The following is a 20247-nucleotide window of genomic DNA, read 5'->3' on the forward strand; positions in this document are numbered from 1 at the left end:
TCCAGGTACCCCAGCCATATTCCTGAATGTTTTCATAAAATTTACGGTTAACGTAAATGGCTACGTAGCTCAGCTGGTTAGAGCACAGCACTCATAATGCTGGGGTCACAGGTTCGATTCCCGTCGTAGCCACCATTTAAAATTCAGTTGGGGTATCGCCAAGCGGTAAGGCACCGGATTCTGATTCCGGCATTCCCAGGTTCGAATCCTGGTACCCCAGCCAGATTTTTCAAAGTGTTAACTGAATTGACCACCACCGATAGGTGGTTTTTTTATTTTTCTGCCACTAAATTTCCCCTATATCTTCATCAAACAACACTTAATACATGTTATTAAAATATGGCAGGTCATAGATTAAACAATAAATACTTGCCGAAGTCCCATTTCGGGACTACCACGAAGATTATGAAAATAATATCCGTTGCATCACTGAAAGCGTTTTGGGAAAAACGCCCAGTGCTGAACAACATTATCAAGGCGCACTGAAAGCGATAGCACCACTACTTAATCCAAAAATATTCGATCAAGAAACAACAATCACACGCCCAACGCATATTTTAGCGCCAGTTTTTTCATCGCACCTGAACGTTGTGCTGCCATCAATGCCAGATTACGCATGGTTTTCAATCCCGGCAAATCATGACTGAATACCGTATGAAAGAGATCCATTCCCGCCTGCATGACCAAATTATCCGGCATCCTGCGACATTGATAGCGTTTCAGAACTGCCAAAGACTCCCACTTTTCATGCAAGTCCTTAGCATTGATCAATACATTAAGCAAAGTATCAACATCCCGATAGCCCAAATTAACCCCCTGCCCCGCCAATGGGTTAATAGTATGAGCGGCATCTCCCAGTAAAACCAAACCTTCGCGTACATAATCGTTGGCATGATGGCGCATCAAAGGAAACGACCCTGTGGCAACCGGCGTTACTTTGCCTAAACGGGCTGGAAATGCCTGAAATATTTCCCGTTCAAGTTGTGTCATTGACATCGCCTGCAACTGGCGAATACGAGCGGGAGAGTCATACCACACTAATGAAGCCCATTGTTCAAACAATGGCAGGAAGGCTCTAGGGCCGGAAGGAAAAAATTGCTGCCATGTTATATCTTGCTGAGGCCGTTCAGTTTTGACTGTAATCAGCATACACGACTGACGATATTGCCATCCTCTGCTACCGATACCAGCCAATTGCCGAACCTGCGAGCGGGCACCATCAGCACCAATAATTAAACGTGTGTTTAATTCTGTACCATCAGTCAATTCAACCCGCCATGTTTTATGATCATATTGCCGATGCATCGATTTCAATGCAGTTGGACAGAGAAGCGAGAGGTTGGGATGCTGTTCAAATTCCTGCCACAATCCTAGCTGCAAAACACGGTTTTCTACCATGTACCCCAATTCCGGTAAACCAAGACTTTCTGCATCGAAAATCACGTTGGAGTCATTCTGTTCCCAAGTTTCCAGAGTCCGATAAGGTGCACTACGCATCTGTAAGACATTTTTCCATGCCCCTAGCTGTTTCAATAAATTCACAGAAGCGCAGCTAACCGAAGAGACACGAATATCCGGTTCATGAGCTGCATGGTACGGTTGTGGTGCCTGGTGTTCCAATAATGCAACACGCCAGCCTTCTTGTGCTAACCCCAATGCCGTTGCTGCACCAATCATACCTGCACCAACGACAACAATATCGAATTTTTGTTTTGGATTATTCATATTCATCACATTATTAACCTCTTGATTAAAAGTGTACCGGAATTTTCCCTTTCCGGCTGTGAATATCCGGTGTTACAGTCTGGTCACTGGTGTCTCAAATGACTACAATAGCCAGCAACATTATGATGCTAAATACACTGTATTCAATACGCAGGTTTAATACACTACGCTTTTCAGTGTTGATGCATTATTTCACTGAAAACACCGGATACACAAAATGTCGACGATAAAAAAACTGTATATCAAAACCTGGGGCTGTCAGATGAACGAATACGATTCATCCAAGATGGCCGACCTGCTGGAAACCACTCACGGTTATCAGTTAACCGATGTCGCCGAAGAAGCAGATATCTTACTCCTGAACACATGTTCAATTCGTGAAAAAGCACAAGAAAAAGTCTTCCACCAACTCGGACGCTGGAAGGGGCTGAAAGATAAAAACCCTGAAGTCATTATTGGAGTCGGTGGTTGCGTTGCTTCTCAGGAAGGAGATTATATCCGCCAGCGTGCACCTAGTGTTGATATTATCTTCGGACCACAAACACTGCACCGTCTGCCAGAAATGATTAATCATGTAAAAGGCACTCGCAGCCCTGTTGTTGATATCAGTTTCCCTGAAATCGAGAAGTTCGACCGTTTGCCAGAACCACGAGCTGAAGGTCCGACTGCATTCGTTTCTATCATGGAAGGCTGTAATAAGTACTGCACATTCTGCGTGGTTCCTTACACCCGCGGGGAAGAAGTCAGTCGTCCTTGCGATGATATCCTATTTGAAATTGCCCAACTTGCGGCCCAGGGCGTGCGTGAAGTTAACTTGCTCGGCCAGAATGTTAATGCTTACCGTGGAGCAACGTTTGATGGGGATATCTGCACATTTGCAGAATTACTGCGTCTGGTTGCGGCTATTGATGGTATCGACCGTATACGCTTCACCACCAGCCATCCAATCGAATTTACTGATGATATTATCGCCGTTTATGAAGATACACCGGAATTAGTTAGCTTCCTGCATTTGCCCGTCCAGAGTGGTTCTGATCGTATTCTGACCCTGATGAAACGCGCCCACACCGCGCTGGAATACAAAGGCATTATTCGCCGTTTGCGTAAAGCACGCCCTGACATTCTCATCAGTTCTGACTTTATCATCGGTTTCCCAGGCGAAACACAAGACGACTTTGAAAAAACGATGAAATTGATTGCCGAAGTTAATTTCGACATGAGTTTCAGCTTCATATATTCAGCACGTCCGGGAACGCCTGCGGCTGATTTGCCAGACGATGTGAGTGAAGAAGAGAAGAAACAACGCCTGTACCTGCTCCAGCAGCGTATTAACCAACAAGCTATGAGCTATAGCCGCGCCATGCTTGGCAGCACACAGCGTATTTTGGTTGAAGGCCCATCCCGCAAAAATATCATGGAGCTTTCTGGCCGTACTGAGAACAATCGCGTGGTTAACTTCGAAGGTACACCTGATATGATTGGTAAATTTGTTGATGTCGAAATTGTTGATGTTTATGCCAACTCCCTGCGTGGTAAGGTGATCTGTACCGAAGATGAAATGGATTTACGTATCCATGAATCGCCTGCGTCAGTGATTGCCCGTACCCGTAAAGAAGACGAAATCGGCGTTGGCATTTATCAGCCCTAAAAAATAGGTCAACTTTAACAAATAGGCCAGTCTTGACAGGCCCTAATATAGAGATAATCAGTGACACAGATAAACCCACAAGTAGCAACACAAGAGATTTTTCTGGAACCCGCAGACAATCAGCGACTAATGAGCCTGTGTGGCCCACTTGATGACAATCTGAAACAACTTGAACGTCGCCTGGGAGTCGAGATCAACCGCCGCGACAATCGTTTCAAATTGGTGGGCAAGCCACTGTGTGTCAGTGCAGTAACAAGCATATTACGCCACCTTTATGTCGAAACCGCACCTGTACGTGGCGTGATACCGGATCTTGAACCTGAACAGATCCATCTGGCAATCACAGAAAGTCGCGTACTGGAACAGTCAGCAGAAAGCGTACCTGCCTACGGCAATGCCGTGAATATCAAAACCAAACGGGGTGTTGTAAAACCCCGTACTCCTAATCAGGCACAGTATATTGCTAATATCCTTGACCATGATATTACATTTGGGATCGGGCCAGCAGGAACAGGTAAAACCTATCTGGCCGTTGCCGCAGCAGTTGATGCACTAGAGCGGCAAGAAATTCGCCGGATACTTCTTACCCGTCCTGCGGTTGAAGCCGGAGAAAAACTGGGATTCTTACCGGGTGATCTGAGCCAAAAAGTTGATCCTTACTTACGTCCACTTTACGATGCCCTGTTTGAGATGTTGGGTTTTGAAAAAGTTGAGAAGCTGATCGAAAGAAATGTTATTGAAGTCGCTCCATTGGCTTATATGCGTGGACGAACACTCAATGATGCTTTTATTATTCTTGATGAGAGTCAGAACACTACCATCGAACAGATGAAAATGTTCCTGACTCGTATTGGTTTTAACTCTAAGGCGGTGATTACTGGTGACGTAACCCAGATCGACCTGCCAAGAGGCCAGAAATCTGGTTTGAGCCATGCAATGGAAGTCTTGTCGGAAGTTAACGAGCTGAGTTTTAATTTCCTCCATAGCGAAGATGTGGTTCGCCACCCTGTAGTTGCCAAAGTCGTTATCGCCTATGAAGCATGGGAAGCTACAGAGCAAAAACGCAGACAAGCGCTTAACGAAAAACGCAGACAGGAAGCGCAATGAGTTCAGTTATATTAGATTTACAAATCGCGTGTGAAATCCCAACAGGACTTCCTGAGGAAGTCCTTTTCCAACGTTGGCTGGAAAGCGTTTTGCCGCAATTTCAGGCTGAAAGTGAAGTGACAATCCGTGTGGTTGATGAGGCAGAAAGCCACGAATTAAACCTCACTTATCGCGGGAAAGACAAACCAACCAATGTGTTATCCTTCCCATTTGAAGCTCCGCCCGAAGTGGAACTGCCCTTACTCGGCGATTTGATTATATGCCGTCAGGTTGTTGAGAAAGAAGCGAAAGAACAACAAAAAACTGTTGAAGAGCACTGGGCACACATGGTAGTTCACGGCTGTCTCCATCTACTTGGATATGACCATATTGAAGATGAAGAAGCGGAAGAAATGGAATCTCTGGAAACAGAAATCCTAAAAAAAATGGGTTATCCTGATCCTTATCTTGCGGAAAAAGAATAACCCCTAAGAACATTTTTATGTTAAACATTACGATCCGTACCTATAGATTTCAGGATGCAGCCAACAAAGCTGCTACCTGAAAGACGACAGGTATCTAACTTTAATTAATGAGGAATTTTAATTAAAACGCCATGAGCGACGACCATCCTTCTAGTAACGATAGCCCTAGTCCTAAGAAAGGCTTTTTTGCACTTCTTAATCAGATTTTTCACGGTGAGCCGAAAAACCGTAACGATTTGGTTGAACTGATCCGTGATTCTGAACAGAACGATCTGATTGACCCTGATACCCGAGAGATGCTCGAAGGGGTAATGGATATTGCTGACCAACGCGTGCGTGACATTATGATCCCACGCTCACAAATCGTTACCTTAAAACGAAATCAATCTCTGGACGAATGTCTGGATGTGATTATCGATTCAGCCCACTCTCGCTTCCCTGTGATCAGTGAAGATAAAGATAATATTGAAGGCATCTTGATGGCAAAAGATCTTCTGCCATTTATGCGTACGAATGCAGAACCTTTCAGCATTGATAAAGTGTTGCGTCAGGCTGTCGTGGTGCCGGAAAGTAAGCGGGTTGACCGACTGCTGAAAGAATTCCGTTCTCAACGCTATCATATGGCAATTGTTATCGATGAATTCGGCGGTGTTTCCGGCCTTGTCACGATTGAGGATATACTTGAATTAATTGTGGGGGAAATTGAGGACGAATACGATGATGATGAAGATAACGATATTCGTGCCTTGAGTCGCCATACTTATTCAGTGCGAGCATTGACTCAAATCGCAGACTTTAACGATGTTTTCGGTACTAATTTCAGCGACGAAGAAGTTGATACCATTGGCGGGTTGGTTATGCAGGCCTTTGGACATCTGCCTTCCCGTGGAGAATCCATCAATATCAATGGCTATCACTTCAAAGTAGCAATGGCAGATAGCCGGAAAATCATTCAGGTTCATGTCAAAATACCGAATGATGCTGAAGTTCCTAGCCTTGATAAAGATTAATAGGATCTGGATGAACAAAGCCTCATTAATGAGTTGCCAGCGGCTGCGTGCTTTGCTGGCACTTTTCTTCGGAGCCAGTGGAACACTGGCTTTTTCACCTTTTGACTTCTGGCCCGCAGCCCTTGTTTCTCTCTGTGGTCTGCAAATACTGACACTTAACCGGACTACCCGACAAGCGTTCTTTATTGGCTTCTGCTGGGGCCTTGGCTTGTTTGGTAGTGGCATAAACTGGGTTTATGTCAGTATCGCAAATTTCGGAGGTATGCCAACCACCATTAATATCTTTTTAGTGATCCTGCTTTCTGCTTATCTTGCTCTTTATCCCGCCCTGTTTGCCGGTCTGCTTAACCGCTTTTTCCCGACCTCAAATGGGATGAGATTAATCATCGCCAGCCCTGCATTATGGCAATGCACTGAATTTTTGCGTAGTTGGGTATTAACGGGGTTTCCGTGGCTACAATTTGGCTATAGCCAGATTGATGGGCCCTTGAAAGCAGTTGCCCCGATCTTCGGAGTAGAAGGTATCACTTTCCTGCTAATGATAAGCAGTGGCTTGTTAGTTTTTGCTGCCGTTCATAAAAAACGCTCATCTGCCATCGCTGCTATTATCTTATTACTGCTGCCGTGGCCAATGAGACATTATCAGTGGTATACCCTGATGCCGGAAAAATCAACCGATGTAGCACTGATACAAGGCAATATTCCTCAGGAAATAAAATGGGATCCCGCTGTATTGGGGAAAACCTTGGATATTTATCTGGATCATAGTCGGCCTTTTATCGGCAAAGTCCCTATTATTATCTGGCCAGAAGCGGCTATACCTGATTACGAACATAATCAGAATAATTTTCTGACCAAGCTGGATACTCTGCTCAGACAACATAACACCAGTCTGATTACAGGTATTCCCGATGCGCGTCCCACACTGGATGGGTACAAATTCTATAACAGTATCATTGTATTAGGAGAAAATACTCCTTATCAATATCCAGCGATTAGCCGCTATGACAAACATCACCTTGTTCCCTTTGGTGAGTTTGTTCCTCTGGCATCATTACTGCGCCCATTGGCTCCCTTTTTTAACCTGCCAATGTCCTCTTTCAGCCAGGGAAATTATATCCAACCTCAGCTTTCTGTTGCGGGACACGAAATTACCGCAGCAATCTGCTATGAAATTATTTTGGGCGAGCAGGTCCGTGATAACTTCAAACCCAATACAGAATTTCTGTTGACCGTTTCCAATGATGCCTGGTTTGGACGTTCTATTGGGCCGTGGCAACATTTCCAAATGGCGCGTATGCGTTCCCTTGAACTGGGCCGTGCTCTGTTAAGAGGGACAAATAACGGGATTACAGCGGTAATCAAACCCGATGGTTCAATACAAGCCGAAATTCCACAATTTACTCGTCAAGTTTTGGCAACTAAAGTCACACCAGCCAGTGGTATTACACCTTATTTCCGATTCGGTAATTGGCCAGTCTGGGGAATAACCGTATTGTTTATTTTATTCGGTTTGATAAGCAACCGTCGCCAAATCTAGCTAATCATTTAGCGATATTCCAGAAAATACCCAATATAAGTCCAGAAATTTAATTTATTAACTGGGCTTATATTTTTTTACTTTCTCACCTTGATAACCTCAATAAATATTACCCGTCATATTTAATATCAAAACATAAATGCTTTCATAAAAGATAAAATTAAATAATACCCAATAAAATAGTTGATCCTAAAAAATAGAAACTGTGAACAAGATTAAAAATTCTTCACCTCAAAATCACACTTAAATAAAATTGTTTATTTTTAGTGCGAAGTAGCTCGCGAAATGAAAACATATGGTTTAAAAAAAGTAACATTATGAATTATTTTTTTACAACCCATACACAAAATAATTCAAAAAATCGTTTCTACAAAAACAGAAACACCAATATGTGCAAGCAAACCCAACTTTGCGCAAAGCAGTTTGTAGAAAACTCATCGTACACAACAAACTGTACAAAATAAGTTGCGCAAAACAACCAAATGAAGGAGCTATGTATGCGTAAGTTGATTTTAACCATGATGTTGCTTAGCGCAGTAGGGGCTGCCCATGCTGAGGAATTGACTGGAACATTAAAAAAAATCAAAGACAGTGGTGTTGTTGCTGTCGGACACAGAGAATCTTCTGTTCCATTTGCTTACTATGATGGTAAACAGAATGTTGTCGGTTACGCCCAGGACTATTCCAATTTAATTGTGGAGGCAATTAAGAAAAAAATTAATGTGCCCAACCTGCAAGTTAAGCTGATCCCTGTCACTTCTCAAAACCGTATTCCATTGCTACAAAACGGTACTTTTGATTTTGAATGTGGTTCAACCACTAACACCCCTGAGCGCCAAAAACAAGCTGCGTTCTCCAATACCATCTTTATCGTCAACACCCGCCTGCTGACTAATAAGGATTCAGGGATCAAAGGATTTGACGATCTGACTGGAAAAAATGTCGTTGTGAGTGCAGGCACAACTTCTGAAATATTGCTGAATAAACTCAATGACGAAAAGAAAATGAAAATGCGCATTATTAGTGCAAAAGATCATGGCGATTCATTCCGTACGCTGGAATCAGGCCGCGCTGTTGCCTTCATGGTTGATGATGCACTACTGGCAGGCGAACGTGCAAAAGCGAAAAAACCTGATCAATGGATTATCGTCGGTGAACCCCAATCCAAAGAAGCTTACGGTTGTATGATGCGCAAAGACGATCCTCAATTCAAAAAGTTACTGGATGACACTGTTGCAGAAATACAAACTTCTGGCCGGGCAGAAAAAATGTTTGATCGCTGGTTCAGAGCGCCAATCCCACCTAAGAATTTGAACCTGAACTTCACTCTGCCAGACGAAATGAAAGCTTTGTTTAAATCACCAAATGATAAGTCTCTAAATTAATAAACCGGAGATCCCGATTTTATTGGCACGACGGGTATGAGGTAGTCGTTCCCTACCTCATTTTTTTATGCTTCAGGGAGCATGTGTATGTCAGTTGATTGGAATTGGGGCATCTTTCTGCAAGAAGCCCCTTTTGGTAATACCACCTATCTTGGGTGGATCATTTCTGGATTGCAGGTGACAATTGCTCTTTCTATCTGCGCCTGGATTATTGCGTTTATTGTCGGCTCGTTTTTCGGCATTCTTCGTACTGTTCCGAATAAATTACTGGCAGGGTTAGGAACCTGTTACGTTGAACTGTTCCGTAACATTCCTCTTATCGTCCAGTTTTTTGTATGGTATCTGGTTGTACCAGAATTCCTGCCTAAAGACCTGAGTAATTGGTTCAAGATGGATTTGGATCCCAATATCCAATTTTTCCTTTCCTCGGTAATTTGTCTGGGGCTATTCACTGCGGCCCGTGTATGCGAACAGGTTCGTGCCGCCATTCAATCGTTGCCGCGAGGACAAAAAGCCGCAGGGCTGGCAATGGGTTTGACCCTGCCACAAACCTACCGTTATGTCCTGCTACCTAATGCCTATCGTGTCATTACGCCACCAATGACATCAGAAATGCTTAATCTGGTGAAAAATTCCGCGATTGCCTCAACCATCGGTTTGGTAGATATGGCAGCACAAGCAGGAAAATTGCTGGATTATTCAGCGCATGCGTATGAAACATTTACAGCAATCACTCTGGCATATGTTGGTATCAATCTCGTTATCATGTTTGCAATGAGTATGCTTGAGAAAAAAGTACGCTTGCCGGGCAACATGGGGGGACGATAAGAATGTATCAATTTGACTGGAGTTCCATTATCCCTAGCCTTCCCCTGTTGTTAGACGGGTTAATCATCACTGCTGAAATTACCATAATAGCCATTATCATCGGTATTGCCTGGGGAACGGCTCTGGCAGTTATGCGGCTTTCTTCCATTAAAGTACTGAGCTGGTTTGCCACCTTATATGTCAACCTTTTCCGCTCTGTGCCACTAGTAATGGTATTGTTATGGTTTTATTTAATTGTGCCTAACTTAGTCCAAAACGTTCTAGGCATATCACCAAAAACTGATATCCGTTTAATCTCTGCAATGGTAGCGTTCTCGCTCTTTGAAGCAGCCTATTATTCCGAAATTATTCGGGCTGGTATTCTGAGTATTTCCCGTGGTCAGTCATCTGCATCATTAGCACTGGGAATGACGCATATGCAAAGCATGCGTCTGGTCATCTTGCCACAGGCATTCCGTGCGATGATCCCATTACTGCTAACACAAGGCATTGTATTATTTCAGGATACCTCTCTAGTATATGTATTGAGTCTGGCCGATTTTTTCCGTACAACAGCCAATATCGGTGAGCGTGATGGCACACAGATTGAAATGGTTCTGTTTGCCGGTTTTATTTATTTTGTGATTAGTTTTTCCGCTTCCATGCTGGTTAACTATTTGAAGAAAAGGATTATTTAATGATTTCCCTGAAAAATGTATCCAAGTGGTATGGCCAATTTCAGGTTCTGAATGACTGCTCAACTGAAGTCAAAAAAGGCGAAGTCGTGGTAGTCTGTGGGCCTTCTGGTTCCGGTAAATCCACGCTGATAAAAACAGTCAATGGCCTTGAAGCTGTCCAGCAAGGTGAAATTTGGGTAAACGGAACAAAAGTAAATGATAAAGGCACAAATCTGGCTCAACTACGCGCCAAAGTTGGCATGGTGTTTCAACATTTTGAACTGTTTCCCCATCTGTCTATCATAGACAATCTGACACTGGCTCAGGTCAAGGTTTTAAAACGTGATAAACAAGCTGCGGCTGAAAAAGGCTTAAAGCTATTAGAGCGTGTTGGATTGGCAAATCACACCAATAAATTTCCTGCTCAACTTTCCGGTGGACAGCAACAGCGTGTCGCCATTGCCCGTGCGCTTTGCATGGATCCCATCGCCATGCTGTTTGACGAACCAACTTCCGCCCTTGATCCAGAAATGATCAATGAAGTCCTGGATGTTATGGTTGAACTGGCTAACGAAGGGATGACCATGATGGTTGTTACTCACGAAATGGGATTTGCCAAAAAAGTTGCCCATCGCGTTATCTTTATGGATGAAGGCACTATTGTCGAAGACAGCAAGAAAGAAGAGTTCTTCGCCAACCCTAAATCAGAACGTGCCCGCGATTTTCTGGCGAAGATCCTGCACTAATTTACCTCTGTCGGCGGATAATACGTTACCGCCGACTTTAAACCATGACTAAATTCAGTAATTTTCCGTGTTCTTCCTATAACAAGTGTTGTTGCCCCAATTCCTATCCGCTATGCTATGTCATCCTAAATTTCATAAACAAACACGCTCGCTAAAAGCGTAGCTTTATTACTCACCATAGGATTATCGGTGCCATGCAAGAACAATATCGTCCAGAAGACATAGAGCAACAAGTCCAGCTTCATTGGCAAGAGAAGCAAACTTTTAAAGTGACCGAAGACAGCAGCAAAGAAAAATACTATTGCCTGTCTATGCTACCTTATCCTTCTGGCCGACTACATATGGGCCATGTTCGTAATTACACTATTGGTGATGTGATCTCCCGTTATCAGCGTATGCTTGGCAAAAATGTACTACAACCTATCGGTTGGGATGCCTTTGGCCTGCCAGCAGAAGGCGCTGCGGTTAAGAACAAAACTGCCCCTGCTCCGTGGACTTATTCCAACATCGAATACATGAAAGGTCAGCTGAAAATGCTAGGATTCGGTTATGATTGGGATCGTGAAGTCACAACCTGTACACCAGAATATTATCGCTGGGAGCAGTGGTTCTTTACTAAGTTGTATGAAAAAGGACTGGTTTACAAAAAAACCTCTGCTGTTAACTGGTGCCCAAATGACCTGACAGTTCTGGCAAATGAACAAGTTATTGATGGCTGCTGCTGGCGTTGTGACAGCCAGGTAGAACGCAAAGAAATCCCACAGTGGTTTATTAAAATCACCGATTATGCAGAAGAACTGTTAAATGATCTGGATAAGCTGGAAGACTGGCCTGAACAGGTTAAGGTCATGCAGCGTAACTGGATCGGTCGTTCTGAAGGTATCGAAATCACCTTTGATGTCGCTGATAGCCAAGAAAAACTGACCGTTTATACTACCCGCCCAGATACCTTTATGGGAACGACCTATGTTGCCGTAGCCGCAGGTCATCCCCTGGCAAAACAAGCTGCGGAAAATAATCCGAAGCTGGCTGAATTCATCAATGAATGCCGTAATACCAAAGTTGCCGAAGCAGACATGGCAACTATGGAGAAAAAAGGCATGTCAACCGGTATGTCCGTCATCCACCCATTAACCAATGAACGAATCGCTATCTGGGTTGCTAACTTCGTACTGATGGAATACGGCACAGGTGCTGTCATGGCAGTTCCAGCCCATGACCAACGCGATTGGGAGTTTGCCACTAAATATAATCTGCCAATGAAAGTGGTTATTCTGGATAACGATGGTAACGTACCAACGGTTCAGGAAGCGGCTGTCACCGATAAAAATGCTCTGGTTAATTCCGGTGAGTTCAGTGGCCTGAGCCACGAAGAAGGCTTCAATGCCATCGCAGATAAGCTGGTTGAGATGGGAGTTGGCAAACGCAAAGTTAACTATCGTCTGCGTGACTGGGGTGTTTCTCGTCAGCGTTACTGGGGGGCACCAATTCCAATGGCAACACTGGAAGATGGTACTGTTGTACCTGTTCCTGAAGATCAACTGCCAGTGATCCTGCCAGAAGATGTTGTGATGGATGGCATTACCAGCCCAATCAAAGCTGACCCTGAGTGGGCAAAAACCACTATCAACGGCCAACCGGCTCTGCGTGAAACCGATACCTTCGATACCTTTATGGAATCATCATGGTATTACGCACGCTATACCTGCCCGGATTACGACAAAGGTATGCTTGATGCTGCTGCCGCTAACTATTGGCTGCCAGTGGATCAATATATCGGTGGTATTGAACACGCTATCATGCACCTGATGTATTTCCGTTTCTTCCACAAATTGATGCGGGACGCGGGCCTGGTTAATTCTGATGAACCAGCAAAACGTCTGTTGTGTCAAGGCATGGTTCTGGCCGATGCTTTCTATTACACCGGTAGCAACGGTGAAAAAGTTTGGGTGTCACCGGCCGATGCAATTATTGAACGTGATGAAAAAGGCCGTATCATAAAAGCAATGGATCAGGCGGGTCATGAGTTGATCTATACTGGCATGAGCAAAATGTCAAAATCCAAAAATAACGGTATCGATCCACAACTTATGGTTGATAAATATGGCGCAGATACCGTTCGCTTGTTTATGATGTTCGCTGCACCACCAGAGCTGACTCTGGAATGGCAAGAGTCTGGTGTAGAAGGCGCTAACCGCTTCCTGAAACGTGTATGGCGTCTGGTTCATGAGCACGTTAATAAAAACGCAGACAAAGGCGAACCTGAACTGTTGGATATTGCTAACTTGACAGCAGAGCAGAAAGACTTGCGTCGTGATCTGCACAAAACGATAGCTAAAGTTACTGATGATATTGGTCGCCGTCAGGCATTCAATACCGCAGTTGCCGCTATCATGGAGCTAATGAACAAACTGACCCGCGCACCACAGGAAACAGAGCAGGATCGTGCTCTGATGCAAGAAGCGCTGACAGCAATTGTGCGTATGCTTTCACCTATCACTCCACATGCTTGTTTCGTTATGTGGAAAGCGCTCGGTAATGAAAGTGACATTGATGTTGCTGAATGGCCGCAGGCTGATGAACAAGCAATGGTTGATGATACTAAACTGGTCATCATCCAGATTAACGGCAAAGTCCGTGGCCGCGTTACTGTACCAGCAGACGCGACAAAAGAGTACGTTCAGGAGATGGCAACCCAAGAATACAGCGTAACGAAATATCTTGAAGGCGTGAGTATTCGTAAAGTCATCTATGTTCCGGGCAAATTGCTAAATCTGGTCGTTGGCTGATATTAGCTGATAATGGGAGGCCATTCTTGTGATAAAAAGTGTGGCAGTAAATGTGATAGGAAAGAATATGCGGCATCGTATTTTCACGTTGTTGCTGGGGTTAGCGGTGCTGGTCACCGCTGGCTGCGGTTTTCACCTTCGTGGCACAACACAAGTACCAAAAGAACTTCAGACGTTACAATTAAGTTCGAGTGATCCATACGGACCATTGGCACGAGCAGTACGCCAGCAACTACGTCTGAATGACGTCAAAATTGTTGAACAGGCCAGTACCTCTGTTCCGATCCTGAAACTGTTAGGTTCAAGTGAAAACAAAGACACTGTATCAGTGTTTCAGGATGGTAAAGCAGCAGAACGTCAGCTAGTACTGAATGTTGATGCACAAGTTCTGATGCCGAATGGCAGTATCTATCCATTGCAGGCAAGGGTTGATCGCGCTTTCTTCGATAACCCATTGGAAGCTCTGGCAAAAGATGCAGAAAATGAACTGGTTCAGCAAGAAATGCGTGAACAAGCTGCCCGCCAGCTTATACGCCAACTGCTGACAGTTCAAAGTGCAGAACAGCTAAAACCGGCTAAAAAACAGCAAGCAGCAACTACGCAAAAACAATGATCAGACTCTATCCTGAACAACTTCTTTCGCAGCTCAAGGAAGGGCTGCGAAGCAGCTACCTGTTATGGGGCAACGAACCGTTGTTGCTACAGGAAAGTCAGGACAACATTCGTAGAGTGGCTGAACAGCATGGCTTTGTAGAACATTTTTCGTTCTCGTTGGATAACCATACCGAATGGGATGAAATCTTCAGCCTATGTCAGTCACTCAGCCTTTTCGCCAGCCGTCAGTCAATTACTTTGTTATTACCTGAGAATGGCCCCAATACGGCAATGGCCGAACGTCTGACCAAACTTTCTGAATTATTGCATGAAGATATTCTGTTAATACTGCGTGGGCATAAACTGACCAAAGCACAAGAAAACAGCGCATGGTTCAAAGCAATTGGAAAGCATGGTGTCTATGTCAGTTGCCTTAATCCAGAACAAAATCGTCTTCCCCAATGGGTGGCACAACGCGCTAAAAGTATGGGATTGTCATTGGAAGATGAAGCAAACCAATTATTGTGCTATTGCTACGAAGGCAACCTGCTGGCACTGTCTCAAGCATTAGAACGCCTCTCATTACTCTACCCGGATAATCGGCTAACTCTTCATCGTGTCGAAGATGCAGTCAATGATGCGGCACATTTTACTCCTTATCATTGGGTTGATGCTCTGCTGGCAGGCAAGATCAAGCGGGCATGGCATATCCTGAAACAACTACGACAAGAAGATACCGAAGCAATTATTTTACTGCGCACGATACAGCGGGAACTTATGCTGCTGTTAGCGCTTAAGCGTCAGGAAAAAACGACGCCTTTGAAGACACTGTTTGATCAACATAAAGTGTGGCAAAACCGCCGAACACTTCTGACAACGGCATTACAGCGGCTGTCATTACAAGATCTACATTCGGCTATTCATTTGTTAACCCAGATGGAACTGTGCATCAAACAGGATTATGGCCAATCGATTTGGGCTGACCTGGAAACACTTTCTATGCTGTTGCTATACGGAAACCCCCACGGAAAAACGCACGGAAAAATATTACCAGAGAGCTTTTTGAATGCTTCATACCACTAATTCATCCTTAAATTCACCGATTATTCATGCTTTATTTGGTGGCACTTTTGATCCCATCCATTATGGTCATTTGCTCCCGGTGGAAGCATTAGCGAAACAAGTGGGTCTTAAACAGGTTATTTTGTTACCTAATCATGTCCCACCGCATCGTCCTCAACCCGAAACTTCTCCTCAACAACGGTTGGAAATGGTGTATCTGGCGGTACAGGATAACCCGCTCTTCACAGTTGATACTCGAGAATTGCAACGTCAGACACCTTCTTACACCATCGAAACATTGAAATCATTCCGTGAAGAAGTTGGGAAACGATGTCCACTGGCATTCATCATAGGACAAGACTCTCTGCAATCTATCCATACATGGCATCGCTGGACAGAATTATTGGATATCTGTCATCTATTGGTCTGTTCCCGTCCAGGATATGCAAGACAACTGGCAACCCCAAAAATGCAGAAGTGGCTTGAGCAACACCAAGTTGATACTCCGGCCCCATTAAGCCAAAAATCACACGGTTATATTTATCTGGCTGAAACTCCGTTATTAGACATTTCAGCAACAGATATACGTCAGCGCCATCAACAAGGTTTGAACTGTGATGATTTACTGCCTACATCAATACAAAATTATATTGATTCACATAAGTTATATAGCTGATAGTTAAATCATTATGGGATTTCGCCGTTGAGCCGCTTACGTTTATAGAGACGGACATGCTATTATTCTACGTTACACAACTAATTTGATGAAATTAAGGTGATCCTTTTGCAAGGCACAGAACTACAACAATTTATTATTGATAAACTTGAAGATTCCAAAGCACAGGATATTGTTTCTATAGATGTTCGAGGAAAATCCAGTATTACAGACTGCATGGTTATCTGCACTGGTACATCAAGTCGCCATCTGATGTCAGTCGCAGACAATCTTGTTGATGACTGCCGTAAAGCGGGCATTATGCCTCTGGGTGTCGAAGGACAAGGCATTTCAGACTGGATCGTTGTTGACCTCGGCGAAGTGATGGTACATGTCATGCAGGAAGACAGCCGTCGCATGTATGAACTAGAAAAACTCTGGAGCTGAGGTTGAAGTTACAACTTGTCGCTGTAGGTACAAAAATGCCGGACTGGGTGCAGACCGGCTTTACGGATTACCTGCATCGTTTTCCCAAAGACATGCCATTCGAATTAATTGAAATTCCGGCTGGAAAACGAGGCAAAAACGCCGACATCAAACGTATTCTGGAAAAAGAAGGCGAACAAATGCTGTCGGCTGTCAATAAAGGCAATCGCATTGTCACATTAGATATCCCCGGATCTCGTTGGGATACTCCCCAGTTGGCACAACAACTTGAACGCTGGAAACAGGATGGAAGAAATGTCAGTTTGCTGATTGGAGGCCCAGAGGGTTTAGCGCCTGCCTGTAAAGCCGCCGCAGAACAAAGCTGGTCTCTTTCTCCCCTGACTCTTCCACATCCTCTGGTACGGGTTTTGGTTGCAGAGAGCTTGTACCGGGCATGGAGCATTACAACTAATCACCCTTATCATCGGGAATAAGTTAGGTAATCTATCACCGTGAGTTCTGGTAATGGGATGAAAAATAAACGAACCCCTTTTCGCGATCATACGGCTGAATCAGCCCTTTTTATACGCCGCGCGCTGGTGGCGTTTGCCGGCATTATCCTTTTAACAGGGGTTCTGATTGCCAATCTCTATAATCTCCAGATCACCCGCCACGAAGATTATCAAACACGCTCAAATGGGAACCGTATTAAACTTGTTCCCATTGCCCCAAGCCGGGGACTCATTTATGACCGTAACGGTATACTACTGGCAGCTAACCGTACGATTTACCAGTTGGAGATTGTCCCCCAAAAAGTTGCTGATATTGATAAGACCTTAAATGAGTTGCGTTCCATCATCGGGTTAACCGATGAAGATATCGAAAATTTCAAAAAAGAGCGGGTGCGCGCACGCCGCTTCACATCAATACCTCTGAAAACATCACTGACTCAAGTACAGGTTGCCCGATTCTCTGTCAATCAATACCGCTTCCCAGGGTTGGAAATCAAAGGATACCAACGCCGTTATTACCCATATGGTTCTGCCCTCACCCATGTCATCGGTTATGTTTCTAAAATTAATGATAAAGACGTAGAGCGACTCGACAAAGAGGGGATTTTGCCGGATTACGCCGCGACTCATGACATCGGCAAACTAGGTATTGAACGCTATTATGAACCTGTTCTGCATGGAAAACCCGGTTATGAAGAAGTTGAAGTCAATAACCGTGGTAAAGTTATTCGCCAGTTACATGAGCAGCCACCACAAGCGGGTAAAGATATCTATCTATCAATAGACTTAGAGCTACAAACTTACATTGAAGAGATACTGACAACCAGCCGTGCAGCAGTTGTTGTCACAGATCCTCGTACCGGCGAAGTTCTGGCAATGGTATCCAACCCAAGCTATGACCCTAATCTGTTTGTTGATGGCATTTCCAGTAAGGATTATAAAGCTCTGCTTAACAACCCCAACCGCCCATTGATTAACCGTGCAACACAAGGCGCTTACCCTCCCGCCTCAACAGTAAAACCTTTTATCGCCGTTGCAGCACTAAGTAGTGGTGTCATCACAAAGAATACAACCATCAACGATCCAGGCTGGTGGCAATTGCCTAACTCTAATATGAGTTATCGTGACTGGAAACGTTATGGGCATGGTCTTTTGAATGTGCATAAGTCCCTTGTTGAATCAGCAGATACCTTTTTCTATCAGTTAGCCTATGATATGGGTATTGATAGGATCTCCAACTGGATGACAAAATTTGGTTTTGGTCAATTAACTGGTATTGACTTGAAAGAAGAGGCGGCGGGTAACATGCCGACACGGGAATGGAAACAAAAGCGTTATAAAAAACCGTGGTTTCAAGGAGATACGATATCTGTTGGCATTGGTCAGGGATACTGGACGGCAACACCTATGCAGATGGTAAAAGCCCTGATGATATTGATTAATGATGGCGAGGTAAAAACACCGCATTTTTTACTGGGAACACGGGTAAATGGTGACATACATCCTTATCAGCCTCCTGTCAGTGAACCCATCGGAGATATTCATTCTGGGTATTGGGAGATTGCCAAAGATGGCATGTATGGTGTTGCTAATGCCCCCAATGGCACAGCACGCAGCTTTTTTGCCGGTACTCCTTATAAAGCCGCAGTAAAAACCGGTACGGCGCAGGTGTTCAGATATGAAACCTATAATGCGAGTAAATTGGCGGAGCATCTACGGGATCATAGGCTAATGATTGCTTTTGCTCCTTACGATAATCCAACCGTTGCGGTTTCCATTATTTTGGAGAATGGAGGAGCGGGGCCATCTGTTGGCACTATTGTGCGCCAAATTCTGGATCATATTCTGATCAGGAATAATAAAGGCACTTCATCTACTGAGTCAGCTAATAAAAGTAGAAAATCGTCTACAGGAGAACCCGTTGGCAAAAAACCATCTACCCAAGAACCGGCTACCAGAACATAAGCTAATTGAGTAATGCTATGACAGAATCGCAGAATAAAGTTCCTTTCTGGACCAGAATACATATAGATATCCCTCTGCTACTCTGTATTCTGGCACTGCTGGCCTATAGTCTTTTCATTATGTGGAGCGCCAGTGGACAAGACATTGACATGATGGAACGTAAAATCGGGCAGGTGCTCATTGGCTTAGCGGTCATGATCGCCCTGGCTCAAGTACCACCTCGCATATACGAAAGTTGGGCTCCTTATCTTTATATTGTCTGTGTCATGCTACTCGTCTTTGTCGATGTTTTTGGGCAAATAAGTAAAGGGGCTCAGCGTTGGCTGGATTTAGGCATTGTACGCTTTCAGCCATCAGAAATTGCCAAAATCGCTGTCCCTTTGATGATTGCACGCTTTATAAATCGTGACCTTTGCCCTCCTTCCCTGAAAAATACAGGTATTGCATTAGTACTGATATTCTTGCCTACTCTGCTTGTCGCTGCACAACCTGATTTAGGTACATCTATCCTGATAGCGACTTCCGGGTTGTTTATCCTGTTTCTGGCAGGAATGAACTGGCGGTTAATTGCTATTGCCGTTTTACTGGTTGCCTGTTTCCTGCCTATCTTATGGTTCTTTTTAATGCATGATTATCAGCGAGCCAGGGTCATGATGTTGTTAGATCCAGAAAGTGACCCATTGGGTAAAGGCTATCACATCATTCAATCAAAAATTGCTATTGGATCAGGTGGGTTATTTGGAAAAGGCTGGTTACAAGGCACACAATCACAATTAGAGTTTTTGCCTGAACGTCATACCGACTTTATTTTTGCTGTCTTAGCGGAAGAATTGGGATTGATCGGTGTCCTCGTTTTATTGGCACTTTACCTATTAATCATCATTCGCGGCCTGTTTATCGCTGCCAACGCACAAAACACCTTCGGCCGTGTCATGGTAGGGGGGCTGATATTAATATTGTTTGTCTATGTCTTCGTGAATATCGGCATGGTTAGCGGTATTTTGCCTGTAGTCGGTGTCCCCCTGCCCCTGATTAGCTACGGAGGTTCAGCGTTAATTGTCTTAATGGCAGGATTCGGCATTATCATGTCGATACATACTCATCGCAAGTTATTATCCAAAAGTCTATGAGGAAG

General features: G+C 44.3%; 18 protein-coding genes and 2 tRNA genes. 19 read left to right on the forward strand and 1 reads right to left on the reverse strand.

Going from position 1 to position 20247, the window contains the following annotated elements; translation table 11 throughout:
• Positions 1–58 precede the first annotated feature (58 nt).
• A tRNA-Met gene (locus tag ABLA85_RS17370) sits at positions 59–135 on the forward strand.
• A gap of 13 nt (positions 136–148) precedes the next feature.
• Positions 149–223: transfer RNA gene (locus ABLA85_RS17375), tRNA-Gln, on the forward strand.
• Positions 224–537: 314 nt separating this feature from the next.
• Here ABLA85_RS17375 and ubiF read toward each other — a convergent pair.
• Positions 538–1725 (reverse strand): 3-demethoxyubiquinol 3-hydroxylase, encoded by a 1188-nt coding sequence (gene ubiF / locus ABLA85_RS17380; RefSeq protein WP_367965596.1) that lies wholly within the window; start codon positions 1723–1725, stop codon positions 538–540.
• A gap of 217 nt (positions 1726–1942) precedes the next feature.
• Here ubiF and miaB point away from each other — a divergent pair, with 217 nt between their 5' ends.
• The 17 genes from miaB to mrdB all read left to right on the forward strand — a co-directional run bounded on the left by miaB (position 1943) and on the right by mrdB (position 20242).
• On the forward strand, positions 1943–3373 hold the full coding sequence (gene miaB, locus ABLA85_RS17385; protein WP_367965597.1) for a tRNA (N6-isopentenyl adenosine(37)-C2)-methylthiotransferase MiaB: 1431 nt from the start codon (positions 1943–1945) through the stop codon (positions 3371–3373).
• Positions 3374–3502: 129 nt separating this feature from the next.
• Positions 3503–4480 carry a PhoH family protein gene (locus tag ABLA85_RS17390; RefSeq protein ID WP_367965635.1) on the forward strand — a complete coding sequence of 326 codons (978 nt, stop codon included), beginning with the start codon at positions 3503–3505 and terminating at the stop codon, positions 4478–4480.
• Positions 4477–4944: an rRNA maturation RNase YbeY gene (gene ybeY / locus ABLA85_RS17395; protein ID WP_367965598.1), complete on the forward strand. Its 468-nt coding sequence runs from the start codon at positions 4477–4479 to the stop codon at positions 4942–4944. Before ABLA85_RS17390 ends, ybeY begins: the two co-directional genes overlap by 4 nt.
• Before the next feature lie 131 nt (positions 4945–5075).
• A complete protein-coding gene (gene corC, locus ABLA85_RS17400) occupies positions 5076–5954 on the forward strand; it encodes a CNNM family magnesium/cobalt transport protein CorC (RefSeq protein WP_367965599.1) in 879 nt (292 codons plus the stop codon).
• Between the two features lie 10 nt (positions 5955–5964).
• The gene (gene lnt, locus ABLA85_RS17405; RefSeq protein ID WP_367965600.1) at positions 5965–7494 is read left to right on the forward strand and encodes an apolipoprotein N-acyltransferase; all 1530 of its coding nucleotides are present in this window, start codon (positions 5965–5967) and stop codon (positions 7492–7494) included.
• Between the two features lie 497 nt (positions 7495–7991).
• Positions 7992–8879 (forward strand): glutamate/aspartate ABC transporter substrate-binding protein, encoded by an 888-nt coding sequence (locus tag ABLA85_RS17410; RefSeq protein ID WP_367965601.1) that lies wholly within the window; start codon positions 7992–7994, stop codon positions 8877–8879.
• 87 nt (positions 8880–8966) lie between these two features.
• Positions 8967–9707: an amino acid ABC transporter permease gene (locus ABLA85_RS17415; RefSeq protein WP_367965602.1), complete on the forward strand. Its 741-nt coding sequence runs from the start codon at positions 8967–8969 to the stop codon at positions 9705–9707.
• 2 nt (positions 9708–9709) lie between these two features.
• Positions 9710–10384 carry a glutamate/aspartate ABC transporter permease GltK gene (gltK, locus tag ABLA85_RS17420; protein ID WP_367965603.1) on the forward strand — a complete coding sequence of 225 codons (675 nt, stop codon included), beginning with the start codon at positions 9710–9712 and terminating at the stop codon, positions 10382–10384.
• Positions 10384–11109 (forward strand): amino acid ABC transporter ATP-binding protein, encoded by a 726-nt coding sequence (locus tag ABLA85_RS17425; RefSeq protein WP_367965604.1) that lies wholly within the window; start codon positions 10384–10386, stop codon positions 11107–11109. Before gltK ends, ABLA85_RS17425 begins: the two co-directional genes overlap by 1 nt.
• Before the next feature lie 194 nt (positions 11110–11303).
• The gene (gene leuS / locus ABLA85_RS17430; protein ID WP_367965605.1) at positions 11304–13898 is read left to right on the forward strand and encodes a leucine--tRNA ligase; all 2595 of its coding nucleotides are present in this window, start codon (positions 11304–11306) and stop codon (positions 13896–13898) included.
• A 67-nt stretch (positions 13899–13965) separates the two neighbouring features.
• Positions 13966–14511 carry an LPS assembly lipoprotein LptE gene (gene lptE, locus ABLA85_RS17435; protein WP_367965606.1) on the forward strand — a complete coding sequence of 182 codons (546 nt, stop codon included), beginning with the start codon at positions 13966–13968 and terminating at the stop codon, positions 14509–14511.
• Positions 14508–15575 carry a DNA polymerase III subunit delta gene (holA, locus tag ABLA85_RS17440; RefSeq protein WP_367965607.1) on the forward strand — a complete coding sequence of 356 codons (1068 nt, stop codon included), beginning with the start codon at positions 14508–14510 and terminating at the stop codon, positions 15573–15575. The genes lptE and holA overlap by 4 nt, the downstream gene beginning before the upstream one ends.
• The gene (gene nadD / locus ABLA85_RS17445; protein ID WP_367965608.1) at positions 15559–16230 is read left to right on the forward strand and encodes a nicotinate-nucleotide adenylyltransferase; all 672 of its coding nucleotides are present in this window, start codon (positions 15559–15561) and stop codon (positions 16228–16230) included. Before holA ends, nadD begins: the two co-directional genes overlap by 17 nt.
• Before the next feature lie 99 nt (positions 16231–16329).
• Positions 16330–16656: a ribosome silencing factor gene (rsfS, locus tag ABLA85_RS17450; protein ID WP_081989069.1), complete on the forward strand. Its 327-nt coding sequence runs from the start codon at positions 16330–16332 to the stop codon at positions 16654–16656.
• Between the two features lie 2 nt (positions 16657–16658).
• Positions 16659–17129 carry a 23S rRNA (pseudouridine(1915)-N(3))-methyltransferase RlmH gene (rlmH, locus tag ABLA85_RS17455; protein ID WP_367965609.1) on the forward strand — a complete coding sequence of 157 codons (471 nt, stop codon included), beginning with the start codon at positions 16659–16661 and terminating at the stop codon, positions 17127–17129.
• A 36-nt stretch (positions 17130–17165) separates the two neighbouring features.
• Entirely contained in the window at positions 17166–19112 is a 1947-nt protein-coding gene (gene mrdA / locus ABLA85_RS17460) for a peptidoglycan DD-transpeptidase MrdA (protein WP_367965610.1), read from the forward strand.
• Positions 19113–19129: 17 nt separating this feature from the next.
• A complete protein-coding gene (gene mrdB / locus ABLA85_RS17465) occupies positions 19130–20242 on the forward strand; it encodes a peptidoglycan glycosyltransferase MrdB (RefSeq protein ID WP_367965611.1) in 1113 nt (370 codons plus the stop codon).
• Positions 20243–20247 lie beyond the last annotated feature (5 nt).

The sequence above is a fragment of the Xenorhabdus sp. SGI246 genome (assembly GCF_040838225.1).
GTDB classification, from domain to species: Bacteria; Pseudomonadota; Gammaproteobacteria; order Enterobacterales; family Enterobacteriaceae; genus Xenorhabdus; species Xenorhabdus indica.

Bases quoted from the DNA above. Each gene is read 5' to 3' on its own strand.
- ubiF (WP_367965596.1), bottom strand. From the start codon at position 1,725: ATGAATAATCCAAAACAAAAATTCGATATTGTTGTCGTTGGTGCAGGT.
- miaB (WP_367965597.1), top strand. From the start codon at position 1,943: ATGTCGACGATAAAAAAACTGTATATCAAAACCTGGGGCTGTCAGATG.
- ABLA85_RS17390 (WP_367965635.1), top strand. From the start codon at position 3,503: ATGAGCCTGTGTGGCCCACTTGATGACAATCTGAAACAACTTGAACGT.
- ybeY (WP_367965598.1), top strand. From the start codon at position 4,477: ATGAGTTCAGTTATATTAGATTTACAAATCGCGTGTGAAATCCCAACA.
- corC (WP_367965599.1), top strand. From the start codon at position 5,076: ATGAGCGACGACCATCCTTCTAGTAACGATAGCCCTAGTCCTAAGAAA.
- lnt (WP_367965600.1), top strand. From the start codon at position 5,965: ATGAACAAAGCCTCATTAATGAGTTGCCAGCGGCTGCGTGCTTTGCTG.
- ABLA85_RS17410 (WP_367965601.1), top strand. From the start codon at position 7,992: ATGCGTAAGTTGATTTTAACCATGATGTTGCTTAGCGCAGTAGGGGCT.
- ABLA85_RS17415 (WP_367965602.1), top strand. From the start codon at position 8,967: ATGTCAGTTGATTGGAATTGGGGCATCTTTCTGCAAGAAGCCCCTTTT.
- gltK (WP_367965603.1), top strand. From the start codon at position 9,710: ATGTATCAATTTGACTGGAGTTCCATTATCCCTAGCCTTCCCCTGTTG.
- ABLA85_RS17425 (WP_367965604.1), top strand. From the start codon at position 10,384: ATGATTTCCCTGAAAAATGTATCCAAGTGGTATGGCCAATTTCAGGTT.
- leuS (WP_367965605.1), top strand. From the start codon at position 11,304: ATGCAAGAACAATATCGTCCAGAAGACATAGAGCAACAAGTCCAGCTT.
- lptE (WP_367965606.1), top strand. From the start codon at position 13,966: ATGCGGCATCGTATTTTCACGTTGTTGCTGGGGTTAGCGGTGCTGGTC.
- holA (WP_367965607.1), top strand. From the start codon at position 14,508: ATGATCAGACTCTATCCTGAACAACTTCTTTCGCAGCTCAAGGAAGGG.
- nadD (WP_367965608.1), top strand. From the start codon at position 15,559: ATGCTTCATACCACTAATTCATCCTTAAATTCACCGATTATTCATGCT.
- mrdA (WP_367965610.1), top strand. From the start codon at position 17,166: ATGAAAAATAAACGAACCCCTTTTCGCGATCATACGGCTGAATCAGCC.
- mrdB (WP_367965611.1), top strand. From the start codon at position 19,130: ATGACAGAATCGCAGAATAAAGTTCCTTTCTGGACCAGAATACATATA.